This window comes from Ralstonia condita (assembly GCF_958405655.1).
In the GTDB taxonomy this organism is placed as follows: domain Bacteria; phylum Pseudomonadota; class Gammaproteobacteria; order Burkholderiales; family Burkholderiaceae; genus Ralstonia; species Ralstonia condita.
This window is the reverse complement of sequence record NZ_CATYWO010000002.1, coordinates 912,255-934,492: the sequence shown is the minus strand read 5'-3', so window position 1 is coordinate 934,492 and position 22,238 is coordinate 912,255. Positions and strand designations below refer to the sequence as shown.

The 22,238-nt window shown below is 65.6% G+C and carries 23 protein-coding genes; 9 read left to right on the top strand and 14 right to left on the bottom strand.

Annotated elements, in window-relative coordinates; all coding sequences use genetic code 11:
- Positions 1-45 precede the first annotated feature (45 nt).
- Positions 46-1,092 (top strand): GGDEF domain-containing protein, encoded by a 1,047-nt coding sequence (locus R2N03_RS10790; RefSeq protein ID WP_316657566.1) that lies wholly within the window; start codon positions 46-48, stop codon positions 1,090-1,092.
- A 282-nt stretch (positions 1,093-1,374) separates the two neighbouring features.
- Here the strand turns inward: R2N03_RS10790 and R2N03_RS10785 are convergent, their stop codons facing one another.
- Complete coding sequence (locus R2N03_RS10785) at positions 1,375-2,091, bottom strand: dienelactone hydrolase family protein (protein WP_316657565.1); 717 nt, start codon at positions 2,089-2,091, stop codon at positions 1,375-1,377.
- Positions 2,092-2,237: 146 nt separating this feature from the next.
- Here R2N03_RS10785 and R2N03_RS10780 point away from each other — a divergent pair, with 146 nt between their 5' ends.
- Positions 2,238-2,600 carry a DUF1304 domain-containing protein gene (locus R2N03_RS10780; RefSeq protein WP_316657788.1) on the top strand — a complete coding sequence of 121 codons (363 nt, stop codon included), beginning with the start codon at positions 2,238-2,240 and terminating at the stop codon, positions 2,598-2,600.
- 242 nt (positions 2,601-2,842) lie between these two features.
- On the top strand, positions 2,843-3,322 hold the full coding sequence (locus R2N03_RS10775) for a YbhB/YbcL family Raf kinase inhibitor-like protein (RefSeq protein WP_316657564.1): 480 nt from the start codon (positions 2,843-2,845) through the stop codon (positions 3,320-3,322).
- Between the two features lie 18 nt (positions 3,323-3,340).
- Here the strand turns inward: R2N03_RS10775 and R2N03_RS10770 are convergent, their stop codons facing one another.
- The 3 genes from R2N03_RS10770 to R2N03_RS10760 all read right to left on the bottom strand — a co-directional run bounded on the left by R2N03_RS10770 (position 3,341) and on the right by R2N03_RS10760 (position 5,850).
- The gene (locus tag R2N03_RS10770) at positions 3,341-3,862 is read right to left on the bottom strand and encodes a BON domain-containing protein (RefSeq protein ID WP_316657787.1); all 522 of its coding nucleotides are present in this window, start codon (positions 3,860-3,862) and stop codon (positions 3,341-3,343) included.
- 103 nt (positions 3,863-3,965) lie between these two features.
- On the bottom strand, positions 3,966-4,856 hold the full coding sequence (locus tag R2N03_RS10765) for an NmrA family NAD(P)-binding protein (protein ID WP_316657563.1): 891 nt from the start codon (positions 4,854-4,856) through the stop codon (positions 3,966-3,968).
- A gap of 106 nt (positions 4,857-4,962) precedes the next feature.
- Positions 4,963-5,850 carry a helix-turn-helix transcriptional regulator gene (locus R2N03_RS10760; RefSeq protein ID WP_428984387.1) on the bottom strand — a complete coding sequence of 296 codons (888 nt, stop codon included), beginning with the start codon at positions 5,848-5,850 and terminating at the stop codon, positions 4,963-4,965.
- Positions 5,851-6,076: 226 nt separating this feature from the next.
- Between R2N03_RS10760 and R2N03_RS10755 the strand changes: the two genes are divergently transcribed.
- On the top strand, positions 6,077-6,340 hold the full coding sequence (locus tag R2N03_RS10755; protein ID WP_316657561.1) for a cupin domain-containing protein: 264 nt from the start codon (positions 6,077-6,079) through the stop codon (positions 6,338-6,340).
- Positions 6,341-6,348: 8 nt separating this feature from the next.
- Here R2N03_RS10755 and R2N03_RS10750 read toward each other — a convergent pair whose 3' ends face one another.
- From R2N03_RS10750 to R2N03_RS10740, 3 genes are all read right to left on the bottom strand, one after another.
- Complete coding sequence (locus R2N03_RS10750) at positions 6,349-7,512, bottom strand: alkane 1-monooxygenase (RefSeq protein ID WP_316657560.1); 1,164 nt, start codon at positions 7,510-7,512, stop codon at positions 6,349-6,351.
- A 263-nt stretch (positions 7,513-7,775) separates the two neighbouring features.
- A complete protein-coding gene (locus tag R2N03_RS10745; RefSeq protein WP_316657559.1) occupies positions 7,776-8,579 on the bottom strand; it encodes an alpha/beta fold hydrolase in 804 nt (267 codons plus the stop codon).
- Positions 8,580-8,586: 7 nt separating this feature from the next.
- Positions 8,587-9,687 (bottom strand): branched-chain amino acid aminotransferase, encoded by a 1,101-nt coding sequence (locus R2N03_RS10740; RefSeq protein ID WP_316657558.1) that lies wholly within the window; start codon positions 9,685-9,687, stop codon positions 8,587-8,589.
- 383 nt (positions 9,688-10,070) lie between these two features.
- Between R2N03_RS10740 and R2N03_RS10735 the strand changes: the two genes are divergently transcribed.
- A complete protein-coding gene (locus R2N03_RS10735) occupies positions 10,071-10,865 on the top strand; it encodes an enoyl-CoA hydratase (protein WP_316657557.1) in 795 nt (264 codons plus the stop codon).
- Positions 10,866-10,881: 16 nt separating this feature from the next.
- Here R2N03_RS10735 and R2N03_RS10730 read toward each other — a convergent pair whose 3' ends face one another.
- A complete protein-coding gene (locus R2N03_RS10730) occupies positions 10,882-12,072 on the bottom strand; it encodes a M20 aminoacylase family protein (RefSeq protein WP_316657556.1) in 1,191 nt (396 codons plus the stop codon).
- A 41-nt stretch (positions 12,073-12,113) separates the two neighbouring features.
- A complete protein-coding gene (locus R2N03_RS10725) occupies positions 12,114-13,547 on the bottom strand; it encodes a YfcC family protein (protein WP_316657555.1) in 1,434 nt (477 codons plus the stop codon).
- Between the two features lie 180 nt (positions 13,548-13,727).
- Between R2N03_RS10725 and R2N03_RS10720 the strand changes: the two genes are divergently transcribed.
- Positions 13,728-14,642: a LysR family transcriptional regulator gene (locus tag R2N03_RS10720; RefSeq protein WP_316657554.1), complete on the top strand. Its 915-nt coding sequence runs from the start codon at positions 13,728-13,730 to the stop codon at positions 14,640-14,642.
- A 161-nt stretch (positions 14,643-14,803) separates the two neighbouring features.
- On the opposite strand, the gene R2N03_RS10715 is transcribed toward R2N03_RS10720, so the two are convergent.
- Positions 14,804-15,523, bottom strand: coding sequence for an SDR family oxidoreductase (locus R2N03_RS10715; protein ID WP_316657553.1), 720 nt, complete (start codon positions 15,521-15,523; stop codon positions 14,804-14,806).
- A 130-nt stretch (positions 15,524-15,653) separates the two neighbouring features.
- Between R2N03_RS10715 and R2N03_RS10710 the strand changes: the two genes are divergently transcribed.
- Entirely contained in the window at positions 15,654-16,607 is a 954-nt protein-coding gene (locus R2N03_RS10710; protein ID WP_316657552.1) for a LysR family transcriptional regulator, read from the top strand.
- Between the two features lie 126 nt (positions 16,608-16,733).
- On the opposite strand, the gene R2N03_RS10705 is transcribed toward R2N03_RS10710, so the two are convergent.
- Positions 16,734-17,060 (bottom strand): cupin domain-containing protein, encoded by a 327-nt coding sequence (locus R2N03_RS10705; RefSeq protein ID WP_316657551.1) that lies wholly within the window; start codon positions 17,058-17,060, stop codon positions 16,734-16,736.
- A gap of 203 nt (positions 17,061-17,263) precedes the next feature.
- Between R2N03_RS10705 and R2N03_RS10700 the strand changes: the two genes are divergently transcribed.
- The gene (locus R2N03_RS10700; protein WP_316657550.1) at positions 17,264-18,181 is read left to right on the top strand and encodes a LysR family transcriptional regulator; all 918 of its coding nucleotides are present in this window, start codon (positions 17,264-17,266) and stop codon (positions 18,179-18,181) included.
- Between the two features lie 36 nt (positions 18,182-18,217).
- On the opposite strand, the gene R2N03_RS10695 is transcribed toward R2N03_RS10700, so the two are convergent.
- The 3 genes from R2N03_RS10695 to R2N03_RS10685 form a co-directional block, all read right to left on the bottom strand.
- A complete protein-coding gene (locus R2N03_RS10695; RefSeq protein WP_316657549.1) occupies positions 18,218-19,000 on the bottom strand; it encodes a substrate-binding domain-containing protein in 783 nt (260 codons plus the stop codon).
- A gap of 62 nt (positions 19,001-19,062) precedes the next feature.
- Complete coding sequence (gene tcuC / locus R2N03_RS10690) at positions 19,063-20,358, bottom strand: MFS transporter (protein WP_316657548.1); 1,296 nt, start codon at positions 20,356-20,358, stop codon at positions 19,063-19,065.
- 193 nt (positions 20,359-20,551) lie between these two features.
- The gene (locus R2N03_RS10685) at positions 20,552-21,079 is read right to left on the bottom strand and encodes an Lrp/AsnC family transcriptional regulator (protein WP_316657547.1); all 528 of its coding nucleotides are present in this window, start codon (positions 21,077-21,079) and stop codon (positions 20,552-20,554) included.
- A gap of 139 nt (positions 21,080-21,218) precedes the next feature.
- On the opposite strand from R2N03_RS10685, the gene R2N03_RS10680 reads away from it, so the two are divergent.
- A complete protein-coding gene (locus R2N03_RS10680) occupies positions 21,219-22,235 on the top strand; it encodes a 1-aminocyclopropane-1-carboxylate deaminase (protein ID WP_316657546.1) in 1,017 nt (338 codons plus the stop codon).
- Positions 22,236-22,238: the final 3 nt, after the last annotated feature.

The window sequence follows — 22,238 nt, the reverse complement described above, 5'->3', positions numbered from 1 at the left end:
CATCGCCCGTTTCAAGCGCGCCGGTCCCGTCGGCGCCCCCTGCGCATGAAACCCGCCCCGATCCCGCCCAACGAAACCCAACGCCTGGCCTCGCTGCAGGACATGCTGCTGCTCTCCACGCCGGATGAGGAACTGTTCGACCGCGTCACCCGCACCACCAAGCGCGTGTTCGACGCGCCCATCGTGCTCGTCTCGCTCATCGATGCACAGCGCCAGTGGATCAAATCGTGCATCGGCCTGGACATGCGCGAGACCCCGCGCGACGTCTCGTTCTGCGGGCACGCCGTGGCCGAAGACCAGATGCTGGTCATTCCGGACGCAGCGGCTGACCCCCGCTTTGCGGACAACCCGCTCGTCACGGGCGCCCCGCACATCCGTTTCTATGCCGGCCGGCCCGTCAGGAACCTCGCGGGCTACGCGGTCGGCACGCTGTGCGTCATCGACCAGAAGCCGCGAGCCTTCGGTGCCAGCGAACAGGAGCTGCTTGACGATCTGGCCAGTTGGGTGGAATCGGGCTTTCGCGAGCGCGAACTGAGCGAGACACAGCGCTCGATCCTGACCGAGCTGCAGGCGACGCGCCACGAAAGCCTGACCGACCCGATGCTGCACATCTGGAACCGGCGCGCCGTCATGGAACTGCTGACGCGCGAATGTGGCCACGCCATGCTGCACGAGATGCCGCTGACACTGCTCATGGTCGATGTTGATCACTTCAAGCGCGTCAACGATACCTACGGCCATCCGGTCGGCGACAAGGTGCTGATCGAGATTGCGCGCTCGCTGCGGGTGCACTCCCGCCCGGCCGATGCGGTCGGCCGTTACGGCGGCGAAGAGTTTATGGTGGTGCTACCGAACACGACCGCCAAGCAAGGCGCCGCGATCGCCGAGCGGTTGCGCAGCGCCGTGGAGCGGCTGGGAATCACGACGCCGCAGGGGATGCTCCGCAGCACCATCAGCGTCGGTCTGGCGAGTTGCGAAGCCGGCGCGGGGTCATGCACACCGACCGACCTCATCCTGCGCGCCGATGCCGCACTGCTGGCGGCCAAGCGGCTCGGACGCAATCGCGTGGTGCTCGACGGTCAACCGGTGTAGGTCACGCCGCATACGGCGCGCCGCCGCGTTCGCCCGCGCGTGACCGGATGATTCTCGCGTCCCTGCTGCCATTCGACCGCCCCCGCCCGCCGCGCTCAGGGCATAGGCGAGTCCGGACATGAAAAAGCCGCGCAAGGCGGCTGTCCGGTCATACCGAAACGACAGGCGCCTTACCCGGCTGCCGTTGGTGCGGCAGCGCAAGGAGCAGCAGCGACGCCATCAACCGATGTAATTGCAGCTTGTCGGGAGCGCCGTGCCTTCATGCCTGCCAGGCCGGCGCGCTTACCCCTGATGCGGCCACAAGGTGCGGCCGAAGAACGTCAGTGCGCGGTCCCACGCATGCTCGGCCCACACCGGGTCGTACTGCGTGGCAGCGATGCGGTTCGGACCCACCGCCGTCTCGTTGGCGAAGGCGTGGTACGCAAGATAACGGTGGAAGTCAACATCGACGCCAGCGTCAGTCAGCTTCTTTTCCAACGCATCGACCGTTTCAATCTTGAAGAAACCGTCCTGCGTGGCCCAGTGGCCCTGCACCGGCACCTTGATCTTCGAGGCGTCGATGTATTCCAGCGGGGGAAAACCGTACCAGACCACACCGGCATCCGCTTCCGGCACGTTGCTCAGGGTCAGCAGGGTCAGGGCGCCGCCCATGCAGTAGCCGGTCACACCCACGCGGGCACAGGTCTGCTTGAGGTACTGCACGGCGCCGCGCACGTCCTGCGTGGCTGCGTCGCCAAAGTTCAGGTTGGTCATCAGGTGGTGGGCTTCTTCCTCTTCCACCGTCATCTTGCCGCGGTAGAGGTCAGGCACCAGGGCCACGTAGCCCGCGCGCGCCAGGCGGTCGGCCACGCCGCGAATCTGGTCATTCAGACCCCACCACTCCTGGATGACGACGATGCCCGGGGCACCATCCGCCTTGGCCGGCTTGGCCAGATAGCCCTGAACTTCCTGGCCGTCCGGGCGTTTGAACGAAATCATGGATCCTTGCGTTGCAGTCATGCGATGGCTCCTCTATCTGCGGGATCAAGCGAAAGCGCTCAGCATAGCGTCAGACGAAAAAATTTGCAGACGGCGCCACCGTGTCATACGGGGGTACGCAGGTCGCACGCTCTATCATGGGCGCCCATTCACCCATCTCCATCATCATGATCAAAACCCTCGCCCTCATCGCCTATCTGCTGGTACTGCTGATCCATGTCTACATCGTGGTGCTTGAGATGGCGCTGTGGAAATCGCGGGGTCCAAAGGTATTCCGCATCACGCCCGAAAAAGCGGCCGAGACCGCGGCCATGGCATCCAACCAGGGGCTTTACAACGGCTTTCTCGTCGCAGCCCTTGTCATCGGTCTGGTGGCGCCCGACCCGACGGTCAACGCTTCGTTTGCGCTGTTCGGGCTGAGCTGCGTGGCAGTGGCGGGCATCTGGGGGGCGATCACCGTCAACAAGCGGATCGCGTTGGTGCAAACGTTGCCGGCAGCGGCCGCGCTGGTATTGGGCTGGTTTGCCTGAAGCGTACGCGATCGGGGCAAGCGCCTGCCTCGCGGCTTGCCGGAAGCGCGATTGCGCACTAGCTTGAAGAGTGTCCAGGGTGCGATTGCCAGGAAGGGCCATCAGGAGCCATCGCACACCTGCGGGACCGCACCAATACGAAGGTTTCCGCGATGTCTCATGCAAGCCGCACCGCCCGCGTCTTGACGGTCCTGCTGGCAGCCCTGTGCAGCAGCCCCGTTGACGCGCAAGAGAGCATCACCATGACGCTGACCCTGACCTCCCCGGCCTTCACTGCCGGCGGCGCAATCCCCTCCCGCTTCACATGCGAAGGGTCGGATACCTCGCCACCGCTCGCCTGGACCGGCGTGCCCGCGGGCACCCGCAGCTTCGCGCTCGTTGTGGATGACCCGGACGCGCCAGACCCCGCCGCGCCAAAGACGACATGGGTGCACTGGGTGCTCTACAACATTCCGGCCAACGCAACGGCATTGGCCGAGGATGCTGCGCGCAAGGGCCTGCCGCCCGGCACGCGCGCAGGCACCAACGATTGGCAACGCACCGCATACGGCGGCCCTTGCCCGCCAATCGGGCGGCATCGCTACTACCACAAGCTTTACGCCCTCAACCTGGAACTGCCGGAGCTCGGCGCAATCGGCAAGGCTGCGCTCGAACGCGCCATGCGCGGCCATGTACTGGCCGAGGCCGAACTCATCGGCACCTACCAGAAACAGCACCCCTGAAGCACCGCGGTGGCGCGATCAAGGCTTGGCGGCGCCCTGTTTGCGGAACAAGGCATATGGCGTGCCGCGCTCGGGATGCGCCGTGGTCTCTGGGATGAAGCGCTCCACATCCGGCACTTCGCGCAGCGCGTTCATAAACGGCTCGAATGCATACCCCGGCGCCACGCAGCCCTGGACAAGCATCCACTGCTGCCACACCGTCACCCACAGCGTGGTGTTCTGGCGCCAGCCCGGCACGTGAATCGACATCCATTGCAGACGCCGCCTGGCTGTCTCGGCAATCTCGTCGTCGTAAGCGAAGGCATTCGACAGACGGCAGCGTCCCTCCAGCCAGCAATGGTTGCCGTGCTCGATGCGGTGGTGGGAGTCGCGCTTCCACTCGGCCTCGCTGATGCGCGGGCCAGCCGGCTCGGGGCAGTTCGGTACGCCCGATGAAATCTGGAAGAACGGGTCATGGCCCCGGTTCTGCAGGTCGTCCTCGGCGTGGACGGGCGACGCGGCGAGCAACAGCGTCACGGCAAGGCAGCGCAATGACAGCATCACGGTCGGCTCCTCGCCCTCGAAGGGCGTCGGCTTGGGCGATGCTGCGAAGCATAGGCGCTAAGCGACAGGCCAGCCAGTTGCCGGCGTGCACGGCGCCGGGCTATCTCGACTTCACATGTGCCGCCACCATCTCGGCACACACGTCGCTCAGTTCCGTCTTGCCGTAGCGCAGTTCCGACACGCCCTTTTCCACGTCGATCCGTCCGGCGTTGAGCGCGTCATACAGCGCCGTAATGAGCTGCCCGTGGTTGTCGCTCAGGCCGGCGCGCTGCAGCATCGCCGCCCACAGGTTGCGCGGCACCGCGTCGGCGATGATCTCGCGGCCGACCACGGCACTGAACGCGCGTGCAACCTCGATCAGGCTCACGCGGCGCGGGCCTTCGATGCTGACGATGCGGGGCGTCTTGCGTGGCGGCGCGTCGAGCAGCAGCTCAGCGGCCAACGCGCCGACATCCGCCGCGGCCACGGTTGCAAAGCGACGGTCCAGCGGGTCATGCAGGCTGGGCAAACGCCCCGAGGCAAGCATGACGGGCAGCATCGCTGCCCAGTTTTCAGTGTGCTCGGCCGAACGCAACAGCGTCAGATGGGTGGCCAGCAGCTTGAGGCGCGCTTCCAGCAGGTGGAACAGGCCAGTCAGGCCCGTGCCTTGGTCAAGCTCGGCGCCATAGTCCGACAATGCCAATACACAGGCCGGCGGGTTGGCCCGCAGCGCGTCGGCAGCCACGTCGATCATTCGCTCCATGGTCGACGCCGGGTCCACATTCCGCGTGGGTACAGGACAGAGCACTTGCACCGCCGTGGCGCCCTCGATCGCCCGCGCGACGGATGCGCGGTCGGTCAGATCCGCACAGACGATCTCGCAGCCGATCCTGGAAAGACCTTCGCCCCGCCGCGCCTGGCGCACTACTGCGCGCACTGGCCGGCCAGCGTTGCGCAACGCTATGGCGGTGGCCCGCCCGACCTTGCCCGATGCCCCAAAGATGACGTACATGCTCGCGCTCCTCTCAGATGTGAGACGCGAGCTCAGGGCGCCGCAGCGCCCGGCACTTGCAGGAAAAGACGAATCTGGCAGATCCGGAGGGTGGGCGCTCGCAGCGTTACAGCCGGGGCGTGTCTGCCGACGCGGCGGCAGCCCTGCCGGCACGCAGGATTTCACGCGGCGTCACCCCGAGCAGCCGTTTCATCCACTGCGTCATGTGGCTCTGCTGTGCGAAACCCACGTCCAGCGCGATCTGCGATGCGCTATGCCTGCCTTCGAGCAGCAGCATCCTGGCACGCTCCACGCGGCGCTGCACAACATATCGATGGACCGGGACGCCAAGCGTCACGCGGAACAGCACCTTGAAATGCGGCGCGCTCATGCCGGCCACAGCTGCCAGATCGGCGAGTGCAAGGCGCTGGCTGAGATGGGCTTCGATGTAATCGATCACGCGCGCGGCGACACGGGGCGCCAGCGCGCGCGGGTTGGCGACAATGTCACGGCCATCGGTCAACAGGCGAACGACGAGCGCCGTACACAGGCTTTCTGCGTACAGCGGGTCGGAGGTGTCCTGCGCTTCCAGCTCCGCGCCGATGGCCAACGCCAGATGGCGGACGCGCGGGTCGCGCCAGTGCAGGCGCGGCGCGATCTGCGCGCCGCTGCTGATGCGCTCGCCGATGTTCCGCACGAATGCGTCGCTGACGGCGATCCTGAGAATCCGGCAGGCGGATTCGTCCGTCCACATGCCAGCCAGTCCGGCGGGAATCACATCGGCATCGCCGTGCGCCTGAATGCGCGAGTCGCGGCGGCCGTCGCACACGCAATGCGCCCGCACGGGCGCGCCCACGTGCACGCTGATCCGGTGGTGCTCCATCGCCGGCACCCGGTACGTGCCGGGGCGGATGTCGAGCAACGTGGCGGCAAAGCCCTGCCACCCCAGCCCCTCGCTGGATCGCAGGCTGACGGGTGCGGGGTCAGGAAGACATGTCGACACGGCAGTGTTCATGGCAGGACAGTTGGCGCGGTCATTGCCCCGACATTCTGCGCACTGCTGCCCGCCTATCGCCAACATTCAGAATATCAATTGGATCGCCGTGCTCGATAGCCGGATACTTCCACGCGTGGTACCCGGCCTCCCCAGCCGATTTGACCGACGGCCTTCGGGCCGTCTTTTTCTTTCGAGGCACGCCGATCAAGGTGGAGCCTTCGTGCGGCCACCCAGGAGACCCGCCATGCACCGCGACGCATTTGTCAGCGCCCTGAGAGCCGAAGGCTTTATCGAGTTCCACATCGTCATCCGAGAGGCCGGCGAAATGGACGAACACACGCACCCGTTCGAGGCAAGAGCGCTGATCCTGGCAGGCGAAATCCGCATCCGCACCGGCGAAGGCGAACGCACCTACCTGCCCGGAGACGTCTTCCGCTTGGACGCCCACACCCCGCACGCCGAGCGCTACGGCGCGCAAGGGGTGCAATACCTCGTCGCCCGGCGGTAGCCACCGCGTCAGGCGCGTGCCGGATACTGGGCCAGCACCTGGTCGCGGATTGACGGCTTGATGTTGGCCAGCGACATGTCGCCCTTGTAGTGCGCGACCACGCGCGGGTTCATCACACGGAACCACAGCGGCGGCACATAGGCGATGAGGATCATCGCGGCGTAGCCGGCGGGCAGTTGCGGCGAGTTCTCGAAATGCCGCAGCGCCTGGAACGAACGCGTCGGGTTGGCGTGGTGATCGGCGTGACGCTGCAGTTGATACAGGAACAGGTTCGTCACCACGTGGTTGCTGTTCCACGAATGCTGCGGCGTGCAACGCTCGTAGCGGCCGCTGGGCAACTTCTGGCGACACAGGCCGTAGTGTTCAAGGTAGTTCACCACCTCCAGCAGCGAGGCGCCGTAGACGGCCTGGATGAGCAGGAACGGAACAGCCTTGATGCCGACAAAGGCAATGCACACGCCCCACAGCACCACCGTCATCGCCCATGCGTTGAGCACGTCGTTGCGCCATGACCAGACGGAACGGCCCTGCTGCTCCAGGCGCCGCTTCTCCAGCGCCCATGCCGACTTCACGCTCCCCACCGCAGTGCGCGGCAGGAACTCCCAGAACGATTCGCCGTAGCGTGCGCTGGCCGGGTCCGCCGGCGTCGCCACGCGCACGTGGTGGCCGCGGTTGTGCTCCACAAAAAAGTGACCGTAAGCCACGGGCGCCAAGGTGATCTTTGCCAGCCAGCGCTCGAAGCCATCCGTCTTGTGGCCAAGCTCGTGCGCGGTGTTGATCGAAATGCCCGTCACCACACCCACCGAAAACGCAAACGCAATGTAGTCGTACCAGGTCAGCTCGTAGGTCCGAAGCACCCACATTGCCACGGCAAAGCTCACGTACAGCACCGTGGTGGCCAGATAGACAATGCGACGGTAGTAGCGCTGTTTTTCCAGCGTCGGGACGATTTCCTCGGGCGGGTTGTCCGGGTCGTCACCAATGAGAAGGTCCAGCAGCGGGATGATCGTAAACACGATGAAGGGCCCCGCCCACCACAGCGGGTGCCAGCCTGTGGCGAGCGCCGAGACGGCGGCGATGACGGGCAGCGTGATCGTCAACGCGCCGAGCATCCACAGATAGCGCTTGCCGTCAGTCCATTCCACGGACGCGACCATACCGGGTGTTGCCATTGTCTTCCTCCTGTTTGCCCCGCCGGGTAGCTTGGCTTGTATGCGCACATGCGTGCGCCGCCGGGATCGTGCCCGACGCCTGCTTTATAGCCCCGGAAGCCGCCGCGTCCAATGCCCGAAAATAGGCGCGCGCTTCCAAACAGGAACGCCCGTGGCAAGGCGCTCACGGGCGGGGAAAACGGGGGCGCTTGAAACTGCCGATTTACTAACGAGCGTTCGTTTTTGTTGCGGTGCAAAGTGACGTGGCACCGCGCATGTCGGGGTTAACCCAAGGCAGCGACGAACATGCCCGCGGCATCCAGCACGGTGTCCTGCTGTTCGCGGTGCGGCACGTGCCCGCAGCGGGGCACCAGCTTGAGCGTCGCGGGCGCACCGGCCAGCGTGACGATGCGCTCGGGTTGCGCGGTCGAGCCATACTCGTCTTCCATGCCGTGGATCGCCAGCACGGGGCAGCGCACCGCGAGCAACGCATCGTCAAGACACCACTGCGCAAACGCCGCCGACAGCCATGTATTGACCCAGGCGTCGAGCACCCACTGCGCCTTGCTGCCGTGATACTTCTCCAACCGCCCCATCTGACCGGGCTGCGCGAACTGCGCCTGCGCCGCACGAATGCCGGCGCGCGTGCGCTCTTCCACAAACGCCTGGGCCGACTCGGTGATCAGGCCGACGCAGCGGTCGGGGTACGCGGCGGCAATCGACACCGCCATCCCGCCGCCCACGCTGTGGCCGAGGACAACGAAGCGCCCCACCTCAAGCTGCTCGACAAGCGCGGCAAACGCGCCGTGTGCTTCCTGCTGGATGAAGCCAGGCGCAAGTGCGCCCGGATACGGATCAGACTTGCCAAACCCGAGCCGGTCGTAGGCAATGACCCTGCGCCCCGTCGCTTGGGCGAGGCGCAGCGGAAACTCGCGCCACAACGCGACGCAGCCGAGCGAATCGTGCAGCAGCACGATGGGTGCGCGCGCCGCGTCGGCGGCGGCACTTCCCCACTGCCTGGCATGAAGACGGCCACCGGGCGTGGTGATCCACACCTCGGCAGCGTCGAGCGAGAGCGACGCCGTCATCCCGGGCTCAGAACAGGCGATCGAGCCAGCCGTGCGGGTCCGGTGCCCGGCCATTCTGCAGATCGACCAGGGCGGCCTTCAGCTTGGTGGTGATCTCGCCCGCCCCGCCATCGCCGATGGTGAAGTTGTGCTTGTGGCCCTTCACCTTGCCGATGGGCGTGACCACGGCCGCCGTGCCACAGGCAAAGGCCTCGCGCAGGCGACCGCTTTGGGCATCGGATTGCCACTGGTCGATCGAATACGGTGCTTCGCGCACGGTCATGCCCATATCGCGCGCCAGGGTGATGAGCGAATCGCGTGTGATGCCCGGCAGGATCGTGCCCGTGAGCGGCGGCGTCTGCAGCGAGCCGTCATCGAAGACGAAGAACACGTTCATGCCGCCGAGCTCTTCAATCCACTTGCGCTCCACCGCATCGAGGAAGACCACCTGGTCGCAGCCCTCGCGCGTGGCTTCGGCCTGGGCGACCAGGCTGGCCGCATAGTTGCCGCCGCACTTGGCCTCGCCCGTGCCGCCGGGCGCCGCACGCGTGTAGTTGTCGGACACCCAGATCGTGACGCCGGACGATGCACCGCCCTTGAAGTACGCGCCCACCGGGCAGGCAATCACGCAGAACAGGTACTCCGCCGACGGCTTCACGCCCAGCACCACCTCGGTGGCGATCATGAACGGGCGCAGATACAGCGACGAGCCCTGGCCAGACGGAATCCAATCGCGGTCCAGCTTGACCAGTTCGCGCACGGCCTGCAGGAACAGGTCTTCCGGCAGCGACGGCATCGCCAGGCGCTTGGCGGAATTCTGGAACCGGCGCGCATTCGCCTGCGGGCGGAACAGCGCCCCGCCGCCGTCAGGCAGCCGGTAAGCCTTCATGCCCTCGAAAATCTCCTGCGCGTAGTGCAGCACCAGTGTGGACGGATCGCACTGGATCGGGCCGTGCGCACCGATCTTCGCATCGTGCCAGCCCTTGCCCTCGGTGTAGCGGATGGTGGCCATGTGGTCCGTAAAGACGCGGCCGAAAGCGGGGTTCTCCAGCAGACGCGCGCGCTGCTCCGCCGATACCGGGTCCGGGCGCTTTTCGATCGAAAGGGCTGATGCGACAACGTTGTTCATACCATCTCCAGGGTGTGCGAGAGGCGCCAAAGACGCCAAGACCGATATTTTGCGCCAACAGCGCGAGAATGTGGTCACGCATGCGCCCGCGCAGGGGCCCCTGGGCGCGCTGGGCGCCCGGATCGACCCTGGCGCGGCACCTTCGCGCCAGCCGCGTCGCGCTGCACGGCAAGCCCCAATGAGGCGGCATCGGAAGCCGGCGGAGAGCCAGTCACCGGCCGCCAAGCGGGCCACAGCGTGATGTGCGAGACCCAGCGGGCGTGCCCACACCGCATTGCCGATGTCTGGGTGCGGGCGCGTCGTCCAACCAGACTGCCGGATTCGGCTACATTTGCCATCGGGGGTCGATTCCGGCCCAATCTCACCGCCAGCGCGGAGACCGCATGCAACGCCACCCCACGACAACCGACCCGCTCGTGCTGTACGACACACGCGACGGCGTCGTCACCCTTACGCTGAACCGCCCGCTGCAATTCAACGCGCTGTCCGAAGCGATGCTGGACGCGCTGCAGGCCGCGTTGGACGATATTGCCGCCGACGCCAACGCACGCTGTGTGGTCCTGGCCGCGGCCGGCAAGGCGTTCTGCGCCGGGCATGACCTGCGGGAGATGCGCGGCACGCCGCAACTCGCGTATTACCAGGCGCTGTTTGCCCGCTGCAGCACGGTCATGCAGGCCATCCAGGCACTGCCGGTGCCTGTCATCGCGCGGGTCCATGGCGTCGCCACGGCGGCTGGCTGCCAGTTGGTGGGGAGCTGCGACCTGGCGATCGCGTCCCACACCGCGCGGTTTGCCGTCTCGGGCATCAACGTCGGCCTCTTCTGCTCGACGCCTGCCGTGGCGTTGTCGCGCAACGTTTCGGCCAAGCGGGCTTTCGACATGCTGGTCACGGGGCGCTTCATCGACGCGGCAACGGCGGCGGACTGGGGCCTCGTCAACGAAGCCGTACCCGACGCGGCACTCGACGACGCCGTGGCGCGCAAGGTGGCGGACATCGTGGCAAAGAGCCCCGCGGCCATCCGCTACGGCAAGGCGATGTTCTATCGGCAGCGGCAGATGCCGCTGGGCGACGCCTATGCCTACGCTGGCGACGTGATGGCGCGCAACATGATGGAAGACGATGCCGGCGAGGGGATCGACGCGTTTCTTGAGAAGCGTCCGCCGCGGTGGCGGGCCTGATTCGACGCGCCCGTGCTTACTGGAGCGGCAGGTAGCGCTCCACCAGCCTGGCCCAGAACGCAGCGCCAACGACCAGGTTCTCGTCGTTGAAATCGTACGTCGCGCTGTGCAAGGTCTTGCCCCCGTCGGTGAGGCCGTTGCCGATCCGCAGGAATGTGCCGGGGCGCTCCTGCAGCATGTAGGCGAAGTCTTCGCTGCCCATCAATGGCGCCATCTGCGCTTCCACCCGGTCTTCCCCAACCAGTTCCTTCGCGACCTCGATCGCAAGCGCGGTTTCGGCATCGGTGTTGCGCACCACAGGGTAGCCCTCCATGTAGTCGATGACAGCCGTCGCGCCAAAGCTCTCTGCCTGGGCGTGCACGAGGCGGGTGATCCGCTCCTTGAGCATCTGCCGGATACCCGGATCAAACGATCGAACGCTGATGCTCAACTCAACCTCGCCCGGGATCACGTTGGGTGCGGTGCCGCCCGCGAACTTTCCGACCGTCACGACGGCGGATTGGCCGGGGTCGACATTGCGCGACACGATGGTCTGCAAACCCATCACGATGCTGCTGGCCGCGACGATCGGGTCGTTGGCCAGATGCGGGCGGGCAGCGTGGCCGCCCTTGCCCACGATCTTGATGTGGACGCGGTCGCCCGCCGCCATGAAGTTGCCCTTGCGGAACATGAACGTGCCCGCCGGCGCGCCCGGATGGTTGTGCAGGGCAAACACGGCATCACAGGGGAACCGGGCAAACAACCCTTGCTCGACCATGCGCTTGGCGCCGCTGTCAAAGCCGCGCTCCTCCGCCGGCTGAAAAATCAGATGCAGGGTGCCGTCAAAGCGCTGGCGTTGCGCCAGGTGCCGGGCCGCGCCGAGCAGCATGGCGGTATGGCCGTCGTGTCCGCACGCATGCATGCGGCCCGAATAGCGGCTCTTGTGGCCGAACGTGTTGCGCTCTTCAATGGGCAGCGCATCCATGTCGGCGCGGATGCCGACGCTACGATCGCTCGTGCCGAGGCGCAGCGTGCCGACCACGCCCGTGCCGGCAATGCCCGTCGTGACCGAATAGCCGTACGCCGCCAGCCGGGCCGCCACAAGCTCGGCGGTCCGCACTTCTTCGAAGGCCAGTTCCGGGCAGCAGTGCAGCGTGTAGCGAAGCTGCCGCATGTCTTCTGCAAACGGCTGCAGGTCGGCGATGGCACTGAGGTTGGGCAGAAGCATGTTCGAGTCAAGCGGAAACGGAAACGGAAACGGCGGACACACTAGAAGGGGCCCAGATGCATGGCGACGCCCGCTGCAATGGCGACGATGCAGATGACAAACCACGCAGCCAAGAGCGGCGCGACAAAACGCACCCACTTGAGGTACGGAATGCCCGACGTTGCCAGCACGGCCATCAACACACCGGACGTGGGGTTGAAGCAGTTCATGAAGCCCTCGCCGAGCAGTACCGCCTGCACCGTGACCTGCCGGGTCAGGTGCAGCGTGTCGCCCAGCGGCGCGAAGATCGGGATCAGCACAGCCGATTCGCCCGAGCCGGACGAGATGCCGACGTGCATCAGCGCGGCGCTCAAGAACATGGCAATCGCGGCCAGGGTGGAATCCAGCGGCGCCAGTAAGCCGGCGAGCATGTTGACGATCGTGTCGAGGATCTTGCCGTGGCTCAGCACGATCGAGATGGCCCGTGCCAGCCCCACCACCAGCGCCCCCTTGACGAGGCCGCTGCAGCCCTGCAGGAACGTATCCGCGATCCTGCCGGGCCGGATGCCGCTCACGGCACCTGCGGCGATGGCCATGATGAGGAACATGGCCACCATCTCCTTCTCCGCCCAGTGCAGCGTTGACGAGCCGTAGACAAAGACCGCCAGGCAGACGACCACGATGCCGACCACCACCCCCTGCCGCACATCCAACCGTGCGCCTTGTTGCATGGGCGAAGGCTGCACGCCTGCCATGGATTGCGCAGCACCACGCGATTGCGATTGATAGGCGCGCACGCGGATGATGAAAAACACAATGGTGACGATCAGGAACGCAATGTAGATGCACACCCGGAACCCCATGCCGGAGAACATCGGCAGGCCGGCCAGGCGCTGCGTCAAGCCGGTCGTCACCGGGTTCAGGATGCCGGTGTTGAAACCCGCATACGTGCCCAGATAGATCAGCCCCGCACCCATCTCTTTCGACAGGCCCATCGACTCCGCGAGCAGCAGCCCGAGCGGGACGAACGCCACCACCGAATTCGTCACCACGCCCAGCGTGCCCAGCAGCGAGAAGACCACGCAAATGACGATGACGGTGATGTGCGCGCGTGCGCCGTCTCCGCGCGCCACCATGCCAAGCGCATTGCGTACCGCGCCCGTCGCTTCCAGCACGGCCAGCGCACCGCCGGTAAACAAAATCAGAAAGATGATCGCCGCAGAATCCACCAATCCCTTGGCCAGGGCGACAAACATCTCACCGGGCATCACGCCGTGCTGCGGGACGGCTTTCAGGCTGTTGGGCACAACCAGGCTGACGCCATTGCTGACCGTGCGGGAGAACTCGCCCGCCGGCACGAGCCAAGTCGCGAGGGTGGCCACCACCAGCATGCCGAACAGCAGCACGTAGGGGTTGATCGGGTCTTTGCCCTTGGCCGCGTGGGATGCCTGGAGCGTCTGCTCCATGCCTTCAACAGGCTGGCTCGCATTGTTCATGGTGCGCCTCCGTCCATGCGTTCGAGCGTTGATCCGCTCTGTGTTTTGCTTGGTTTGTTCGGCTCGGGAATGCCCGCATCCCTCTACCGACGTTGGAGGCGAGTATCAGTGAAAGCAGGCGTGGAAAGTTGCGCTTCAGCCTGCGAACATGTTGCATTCCATGCAACACAGGAGCCGTCATTGGACGCCCTCGGACAAAGCCTCTCAGAGCGCACATTGCAGTACCTGGTGGCCATCGCCACGTACGGCGGCATGCGCCAGGCCGCGCTTGGCCTGGATGTGAACGTCTCCACCATCAGCCGGCAGGTCGCCCTGGCCGAGCGCGCGTTGCGGCTGTCGCTGGTGACGCGGCGGGGCCGCAAGATGGAGTTGACCGAAGCCGGCCAGATGGCGGTCGATTACTTTCATGATTGCGAACGCAATGCCCGCCGCTTCCGCGCGCAGCTTGATGAATACCGCGGGCTGAAGCGGGGGCAAGTGACGATTGCTGTCGGCGAGGGCATGGTGACGGGCCTGGTCTCGGTTGCGCTCAAGCCCTTCCTGGATAAATACCCCGACATAGTCGTGGAGCTGCGCACCGGGCCACTGTCCCAACTGCTCTCGATGATCCGGGAGGATGTGGTCGACATCTGCGTGTCCATCGGTGCCACGAATGATCCGACGCTGACCGCGCGCCTGTTCCAGAGCGAGCCTTTGTGCGCCATCTTCTCGGTCGACCATCCGATGGCGTCACGCAAGTCCGTCAAGATGGAAGAGCTGGCCGGCGAGCGCCTCGTCTTCATGCCTGCGGAGTTCGGGGTGCAGCGCTACATCAACGCGATCCTGGCCGATATCGGCCGGACGTATGTACCGGCATTCCGATGCGACCGCTTCTGGACGGCGTCGGCCATTGCTGCGCAGAACCTGGCCGTTGCCTTCATGACGCGCGGCGCCGCTCAGGAACGGATCGTCGCGGGACACGTCAAGGCCGTGCCCATCGACCATCCCATCGCGCGTACGTTCGATCGCTATGTGATCACGCGAACCGGGCGGCGGCTGGGTCCGGCGGCGCATTACCTCCTGCGAGAAATCGTCAGGCGCATGTCGACGGTGTAGCCGCGGCTTGCGCATCGGCAGCGCACTCTCGCTTGCCCCGGCAAGGCGCGCGAAGTGCGGGCAGACGCGTCCCAGGCAGGAGGCACCGATGGAGATCGCGACGGCTAGTCCGGGGTGGGCGGCCTCCTCGGGCGCACAAGACGTTCAATCACCTGTGGCCATCACCACCGCACGGTCCTGCCACGGTAGTCGAGATACTCGAGACCGGGACGCCCCCGCTTGTTCAGCAGAACGTCCACGACCCCCGGCACGCTGTCTTCGATCGACAGTCGCGCGTCGGGGCCGCCCAGCTCGGTGCGTACCCAGCCCGGCGCCATCAGCAGCATGGCGCGTGGCGTTTGCGCCTGCCGCGCGGCAAAGCTGCGCATGAACTGGTTCAGCGCCGCCTTGCTGCCGCGATAGACCTCCCGCTGGCCCGACTCGTTATCGGCAACACTGCCTTGCCCGGACGACATGACGCCAATCAGCCCGGTCGGTGGAACGAGATCGCTCAGGCATTCGACAACGCGCATCGGGCCGAGCGCATTGGTGATCATGAGGTTGACGAAATCCTCGGTGGAGACTTCGCCGATGGTCTGCGTCGGATCGGGGTTTGTGGTGCCGGCATTGACGAACAAAATGTCGAAGCTCCGGTTTGACAGGCGGTCTCGCACGGCCCGGATCTGCTCGGGCCGGGTGATGTCCATCGTCTCGATCCCGACCCGCTTCGGATGGGCATCGGCCAGCGCGTGCAGGCGGGTCTTGCCGCTGCCGGCCCGCACGGTTCCGACGACGTTCCATCCTTTGTCCAGAAACGCTGCCGCCATGGCGTACCCCAGACCGCGCGAGGCGCCAATGAGGAGAATGCTTGGGGCGTGGGTGGGGTGAGAGACCGGGCGCATGGGGGCCTGCTTCGTCAGCGATGATGTCGCACAGGTTAGGGGACACTCCAGCCTTGCACCAGACGCCTCGCCTGCAATCCACGTTTGCACGCAGCGCCATGCCAAAGCGGCTTTCCGCTATGCTGAAGCCATGCCACGCGTCGATCTGAACCTGCTCACCGCCCTGGATGCCTTGCTGACCGAGCGAAGCGTCACGGGAGCCGCCAAGCGCCTGAATCTCAGCGTCTCTGCGATGAGCCGCACGCTGACACGCCTGCGCACCGCCACCGGCGACCGGCTGCTGTTGCAGGCCGGCCGCTCGCTGGTTCTCACACCCTATGCCGAACAGTTGAGCCAGCGCCTCCCTGCCCTGGCCCGCGAGGCCGAGGCTGCGCTGAGTCCTGCCCCGCATCGGTTCGAGGTCTCGAGCCTGGAACGCAGCTTCACAGTGCGGGCGGGCGAGGGTTTCATCGATCTGCTTGGCGCGGCGTTGATGAAGCGGATCCAGCACGCGGCGCCCGCCGTGCAACTCCGTTTCACGCCCAAGCCCGACTGGGATGCCCAGCCGCTGCGCGACGGCACGATCGATCTCGAAATCGGCACCGTCAAGACTTCTGCCCCCGAGATGCGGACCCGCCTGCTGTTTCGCGACCGCTACGTGGGAGCGTGCCGGTCAGATCATCCCCTGCTGAACGGCAACCGCGTTGGCATGGCGGACTGGATTGCATGCGGTCATGTACTGGCCGCGCGCTTCGAGGAGGGGGTGCATCCGGTGGATGCCGCGTTGGCGCAATACGGCGCACAACGGAAGATAGCGATGATCGTGCCGTCGTACACGGGTGCGATGCAGGTGGCGCGTCGCTCCGACCTGCTCACCGTCCTCCCGCATTCGTGCGTGGGTAACCGGTTTGCGCCGGATCACGCCGGCGCGAACGGGCTGGGGTGGTTTGAGTTGCCGGTGCCGACGCCAGGTTTCAACGTCTCGGCAATCTGGCACCCGCGCCTGGACCAGGATCCCGCCCATCGCTGGCTGCGCGCGGAGGTTCTCGCGGTATGCCTGGCGGCGTACCCGCCCCCGCAGGCGCAGCAGCCCCCTCTGGCTTGATCCAGAGACGGCTCCCGCCTCCCCTCGATCTCATCCACGAAAGCCTGGAAGCGGGGCGACAGGTTGGCCGCCGGGTCACGGCCAGCGACGCGGCGAGCGGCTCGGCGCGCCGTCTGGCGGTGCCTCTTACGGCAGATAGAGCGTGACGAGTACCGACGTATCCTCGAGCGCTTCAAGCCAGTGCGGTTGCCCAGGCGTCGCGAAGAGCAGATCACCGGCATGCATGGTCTGCACCGCCGCGTCGGTGCCGAACTTCAGGCTGCCTTCGAGACACTGCACGGTGATCTCACCGGGAGCACGATGTTCGGGGATGTGCTTGCCAGCGGGAAGCACAAGCCGCATCACCTCCAGATGATCGGACCGCATGAGGGTGACGGACTTGGCGCCCTTCAAAGCCGGCCCAAGCGGCCGCACGTCGATCAGTTCCCCAGGTGCCGCGCGTGGTGTGGCCATGACGGTTCTCGCTGTTCGGGTCAAAGGATTGGCATGAGATGGTGTGCCGGCAGGGTTCGAACTTCGTCGGCTGCCCGCGCCGGGCCCCCTTCCGAAGGGCGTGGCGCCATGCTTCCATCATGTATATCACGCCGTGACATGATTGAGGGGGCGACGCAGAATCATGCAAAATGCTCGCCATCTTGGGATGGGGAGGCCGGCCCGTGGGGATCAACTTTGACTTGACGGACTTACAGGCGTTTCGCGCGGTAGTGGAGCTGGGCAGCTTCCGGAAGGCCGCTGAAGCCATCAGCATTTCGCAGCCGGCCTTGAGCCGTCGGATCGACAAGCTCGAAAGCGCGCTGGGCGTCCCCCTCTTCGAGCGCACCACGCGCAGTGTCACGCTCACCACGGTCGGTCGCGTGTTTGCGCGCAGCGCTGAACAATTGCTCGACGACCTGGACGCTGCGCTGCTTGGCATCCGCGACGTGTCATCGAGCCGGCTGGGCCACGTGACCATCGCGTGTGTACCTTCGGTGGCGTACTACTTCCTGCCGAACCTCATTGCAGGCTATCACCAGCGCTTTCCCCGCATTCGCGTCAAGCTGCTCGATGCCAGCGCGAACGAGGTGCTCGGGGCGGTCATCAGCGGCGAGGCCGACTTTGGCGTGAGCTTCATGGGCAGCCAGGAGCCCGAGATCGAGTTCAAGCTGCTGTTGCAGGACCGGTTTGTTGCCGCCTGCCGGCGCGATCATCCGCTCGCACGCAAGAAGCGCGTGACGTGGAACGAGCTGTATGAACACGACTACGTGTCAGTCGACAAGACGTCCGGGAACCGCCTGTTGCTGGATCAGGCGCTGTCTGCCGTGGCGCCGGGCGCCCCAAGCATCTGCGAGACGCGGCATGTGACCACCATGCTCGGATTGGTCGAAGCCGGGTTGGGCGTCGCGGCAGTGCCCTCGATGGCCATGCCCGGGCACGAGCACGCGATCCTCACGAGCGTGCCGCTGGTGGAACCGGTGGTGAAACGACGTGTGGGGATCATCAAGCGCCGCGGCCGTCCGTTGACACCGGCGGCAGAGGCGTTTCACCGGATGATCCTTGAGGCGAAGCGAGGCGGCAGAACGAGAGGCGCTGCATAGCAGCGTCGCATCGGCCCCGTCCGCGCGCGACCGGCCTCAGTTTGCAGGCGCGGAATCGAGGCCGGTCGATTTCACGTCCGCCTGTACCGCCGGGGATGCGAGATAGTCGAGCAGCGCCTTCGCTTCCTTCGGATGCTGCGCGCCGACGGGGATGCCCGCCGCAAAGCGCGTGACCGACTGCAGCGACTCGGGAAGCTTCCCGACAAAGGTCGCACCCCGCACCGGCAGCAGCTCGCTTACCTGCTGGAAGCCGATTTCGTAGTCGCCATTGGCCACCACGGACGCCACCGGAATCCGCGGGATCATCCTTGCCTTCGGCTTGACCTGCGCTTCAATGCCGAGCTTCCTGAACAGCTCGCGCTCGATATAGACACCGCTTGCGCTATCCGAGTAGGCGATCGACCTGGCATGCAACAGCACCTGCTTGAGGCCCTCGGCCGAGCTGATGTCGGGCGTCGCCGCGCCTTCGCGCACGACCATGCCGATGCGCGAATCGGCCAGTTCCACGCGCGAATCCGGAATGACCTTGCCATGCTTGATCAGTTCGTCGAGCGCATAGCCGACCATGATGACGGCATCGGCAGGTTCCCCGCGCGCGAGACGGTTCGGAATCGCTTCGGGCGACTTACCCATCGAGGGGCCGAGCGCCGTGTCGAGCGTGTTGCCCGTCTGCGATGCGAACTTCGGGCCGAGCAGCTTGTACGCGGCGGTGAAGCCACCGGAACTCATGACGTGCAGTTCGGCGGCCTGGACGTTGGCTGCCAATGCCGAGGTTGCGATGAGCGCAGCGGCGCAGAATTTCAGAAACCGTGTCTTCATGATGAGGAGCCTGCAGAGTGGGATGGTATCGTCAGCGTCGGGCGTGGGGCATGCGCGCTGCATCAATGCGCCGGAGCCAGCGCCACCGGACGGCGGCGATACAGCGCGAACGTTGCGAGGAGAGCGCACACGGCGGCGAAGCTCATCCAGTAACCCGGCGCTGCCTTGTCACCAGTCATCTGGATCGCCGCGGTCGAGATGGCCGGGGTAAAGCCGCCGAACACCGCCGTCGCGAGGCTGTAGGCCAGCGAGAAGCCCGCAACACGCACCTGCACCGGCATCACTTCGGTAAGCGCAACGACCATCGCGCCGTTATAGATGCCGTACATGAACGAGAGCCACAGCAGCACGAGCAGCATGTTCTGGAAGCTCGGCGCGTGGGCCAGCAGCGAAAGCGCCGGATAGGCGGTCGCGATGGTGAGGAGCGTCATCCCGACCAGGAGCGGGCGGCGGCCGAACTTGTCCGAAAGCGCACCCCCGATGGGCAACCACACGAAGTTCGACACGCCCACGCACAGCGTGGCGAGGAGGCTATCGGCCGTGCTCAGGTGCAGGACGGTCTTGCCGAACGTGGGCGCATACACCGTGATGAGGTAGAAGCTCGTGGTGGTCATGGCCACCAGCATCATGCCGGCGATGACGACGGCCCAGTGTTGCATCAGCGTAGCGAACACGTCCTTCATGCGCGGACGATGCCGGCGCGCCTTGAACTCCTGCGTTTCCTCGAGATTGCGGCGCAGCATGAAGATGCACGGCACGATCATGCAGCCGATAAAGAACGGCACGCGCCATCCCCACGCGGCGATGGCCGGCGCGCTGAGCCATTGGTTGATCGCAAATCCCAGGCCCGCCGCCACCACGATGGCCACTTGCTGGCTGGCGGACTGCCAGCTGGTGAAGAAGCCCTTGCGGCCAGGCGTGGCCATTTCGGCCAGATAGACCGACACGCCACCCAGCTCGGCGCCCGCAGAGAACCCCTGCAGCAGGCGGCCAAGAAGGACGAGCGCCGGCGCCAGCAACCCGATCGTGGCGTAGCCGGGGACAAACGCGATCAGCACGGTCCCACTCGCCATGATGGACAGCGTGACGATCAGCCCCTTGCGACGCCCAACGTCGTCGATATAGGCGCCGAGTACGATCGCGCCCAGCGGCCGCATCAGGAAGCCCGCGCCGAACACGGCAAACGTCAGCATGAGCGAGGCAAATTCGCTCACGGCAGGAAAGAACACGTGAGCGATCTGCGTCGCGTAGAAGCCGAAGAGGAAGAAGTCGAACTGCTCCAGGAAATTCCCGGCAGTCACGCGAAAGACCACAGCGGCCTTGGAATGCCCGGTCGAAAGGCTGGACGGGGGGTGCATCGAGGTGTCTCCTGGAAGCCAAAAAGGAATGCGCCGTGGGGCGGCGCTTGTCGTTCTGGCATTGTTCACCGGGAGACAGGCAAACGGGAAGTGCAATGTTTGGAACGATTGATGTGCGTGGGTTATCAATCGGATTCGACCGTCACCTCACAGGGGTGGATGCGGTTGATGGCTTGCAGCGCGGCACGCTGCGTCAAACGACGACTTCCGTGCGGCTCACCACCTCCTTCAGGCCCATGAACGACCGTACCTGCCGCACGCCCGGCAGATACAGTAACTGCTCCGCGTGCAGCCGCGTGAAGCTCTCGGAATCGCGCGTGCGGATCAGCAGGAAGTAATCGAACTCCCCCGTCACGAGGTGGCATTCCATGCAGCCGGAGATGGTCTGCGCTGCCTTTTCAAAGGCGGCAAAGGATTCCGGCGTGGAGCGATCGAGCACCACGCCGATCAGCACCACCGTGCCCGCCCCCAGCGCCTGCGGATCGAGCAGTGCCACCATGCCCCGGATCACCCCACTGGCCTTGAGCCGTTCCACGCGCCGCAGGCAGGCGGCCGGGCTCAGGCTTACGCGCTTGGCCAGCGCGACATTGCTGATGGAGGCGTCCTTCTGCAGGGCGCGCAGGATCGCCTTGTCCGTGCGATCGAGCTCGGACGCCAAGGCCGCGGCCGCCTTGGTTGGGGCAGGCGTCGACCGGCTTCTGACACGCAATTTTGTTGCCATGAAAAGCTGCCTCACACAATTTCGAATACCACCGTACCCGATTCTGCGTTCCATGATGCGTTACGGAGGGCATCTTCACAAGCCTGTTTCGTGCGTTATTGCCTAGCATGGGCGCATCGACTTGACCGGAGTGACGCCCATGAACCTGCAACGATTCCCTCGCCATCAGCTGACCTTCGGGCCGACGCCCATTCAGGCGTTGCCGCGCCTGTCCGCCCAGTTGGGCGGCAAGGTCGAGGTCTATGCCAAGCGCGAGGACTGCAACAGCGGTCTGGCCTTCGGCGGCAATAAGACGCGCAAGCTGGAATACCTGATTCCGGAGGCACTGGCGCAGGGCTGCGACACGCTGGTCACCATTGGCGGCATCCAGTCGAACCACACGCGGCAGGTTGCAGCGGTGGCGGCACATCTCGGCATGCGCTGCGTGACCGTGCAGGAGAACTGGGTGAACTGGTTCGACAGCGTGTATGACCGCGTGGGCAACATCCAGCTCTCGCGCATCATGGGCGCCGACGTGCGGCTGGTGAACGCGGGCTTCGGCATCGAGTTCAAGCAGAGCTGGGAGCAGGCGCTGGAAGATGTGCGCCGCGCGGGCGGCAAGCCTTATGCGATTCCGGCCGGCGCGTCGGACCACCCGCTGGGCGGTCTGGGCTTCGTGGGTTTTACGGAGGAAGTGCGCGAGCAGGAGAAGGCGCTCGGCTTCACCTTCGACTACATCATCGTGTGTTCCGTCACGGGCAGCACGCAGGCCGGCATGGTCGTGGGCTTTGCGGCAGAGGGCCGCGCAGACCGCGTGATCGGCATCGATGCATCGGCCAAGCCGGAACAGACGCGCGAGCAGATCCTGCGCATTGCGCGGCAGACCGCCGACAAGGTGGACCTGGGCCGCGACATTACCGATGCCGACGTCGTGCTCGACACGCGCTACGCATATCCGGAATACGGCGTGCCGTCGCAGGAGACGCTCGACGCCATCCGCCTGTGCGCCCGTGCCGAGGGCATGCTGACAGACCCCGTGTACGAGGGCAAATCGATGCAGGGCATGATCGACCTGATCCGCCGGGGCGAGATTCCGGCGGGCTCGCGCGTGCTGTATGCACACCTGGGTGGCGTGCCTGCGCTCAACGGTTACAGCTTCCTGTTCCGTGACGGCTGATCG

What these genes read in the sequence shown, in the direction of transcription:
- R2N03_RS10770 (WP_316657787.1), bottom strand. Translation starts at nt 3,862, where the DNA reads ATGCTGTCATTGCGCTGCCTTGCCGTGACGCTGTTGCTCGCCGCGTCG.
- R2N03_RS10765 (WP_316657563.1), bottom strand. Translation starts at nt 4,856, where the DNA reads ATGTACGTCATCTTTGGGGCATCGGGCAAGGTCGGGCGGGCCACCGCC.
- R2N03_RS10750 (WP_316657560.1), bottom strand. Translation starts at nt 7,512, where the DNA reads ATGGCAACACCCGGTATGGTCGCGTCCGTGGAATGGACTGACGGCAAG.
- R2N03_RS10775 (WP_316657564.1), top strand. Translation starts at nt 2,843, where the DNA reads ATGACGCTGACCCTGACCTCCCCGGCCTTCACTGCCGGCGGCGCAATC.
- R2N03_RS10680 (WP_316657546.1), top strand. Translation starts at nt 21,219, where the DNA reads ATGAACCTGCAACGATTCCCTCGCCATCAGCTGACCTTCGGGCCGACG.
- R2N03_RS10780 (WP_316657788.1), top strand. Translation starts at nt 2,238, where the DNA reads ATGATCAAAACCCTCGCCCTCATCGCCTATCTGCTGGTACTGCTGATC.
- R2N03_RS10705 (WP_316657551.1), bottom strand. Translation starts at nt 17,060, where the DNA reads ATGGCCACACCACGCGCGGCACCTGGGGAACTGATCGACGTGCGGCCG.
- R2N03_RS10740 (WP_316657558.1), bottom strand. Translation starts at nt 9,687, where the DNA reads ATGAACAACGTTGTCGCATCAGCCCTTTCGATCGAAAAGCGCCCGGAC.
- R2N03_RS10710 (WP_316657552.1), top strand. Translation starts at nt 15,654, where the DNA reads ATGCCACGCGTCGATCTGAACCTGCTCACCGCCCTGGATGCCTTGCTG.
- R2N03_RS10790 (WP_316657566.1), top strand. Translation starts at nt 46, where the DNA reads ATGAAACCCGCCCCGATCCCGCCCAACGAAACCCAACGCCTGGCCTCG.
- R2N03_RS10685 (WP_316657547.1), bottom strand. Translation starts at nt 21,079, where the DNA reads ATGGCAACAAAATTGCGTGTCAGAAGCCGGTCGACGCCTGCCCCAACC.
- R2N03_RS10785 (WP_316657565.1), bottom strand. Translation starts at nt 2,091, where the DNA reads ATGACTGCAACGCAAGGATCCATGATTTCGTTCAAACGCCCGGACGGC.
- R2N03_RS10745 (WP_316657559.1), bottom strand. Translation starts at nt 8,579, where the DNA reads ATGACGGCGTCGCTCTCGCTCGACGCTGCCGAGGTGTGGATCACCACG.
- R2N03_RS10755 (WP_316657561.1), top strand. Translation starts at nt 6,077, where the DNA reads ATGCACCGCGACGCATTTGTCAGCGCCCTGAGAGCCGAAGGCTTTATC.
- R2N03_RS10695 (WP_316657549.1), bottom strand. Translation starts at nt 19,000, where the DNA reads ATGAAGACACGGTTTCTGAAATTCTGCGCCGCTGCGCTCATCGCAACC.
- tcuC (WP_316657548.1), bottom strand. Translation starts at nt 20,358, where the DNA reads ATGCACCCCCCGTCCAGCCTTTCGACCGGGCATTCCAAGGCCGCTGTG.
- R2N03_RS10735 (WP_316657557.1), top strand. Translation starts at nt 10,071, where the DNA reads ATGCAACGCCACCCCACGACAACCGACCCGCTCGTGCTGTACGACACA.
- R2N03_RS10730 (WP_316657556.1), bottom strand. Translation starts at nt 12,072, where the DNA reads ATGCTTCTGCCCAACCTCAGTGCCATCGCCGACCTGCAGCCGTTTGCA.
- R2N03_RS10715 (WP_316657553.1), bottom strand. Translation starts at nt 15,523, where the DNA reads ATGCGCCCGGTCTCTCACCCCACCCACGCCCCAAGCATTCTCCTCATT.
- R2N03_RS10760 (WP_428984387.1), bottom strand. Translation starts at nt 5,850, where the DNA reads ATGAACACTGCCGTGTCGACATGTCTTCCTGACCCCGCACCCGTCAGC.
- R2N03_RS10725 (WP_316657555.1), bottom strand. Translation starts at nt 13,547, where the DNA reads ATGAACAATGCGAGCCAGCCTGTTGAAGGCATGGAGCAGACGCTCCAG.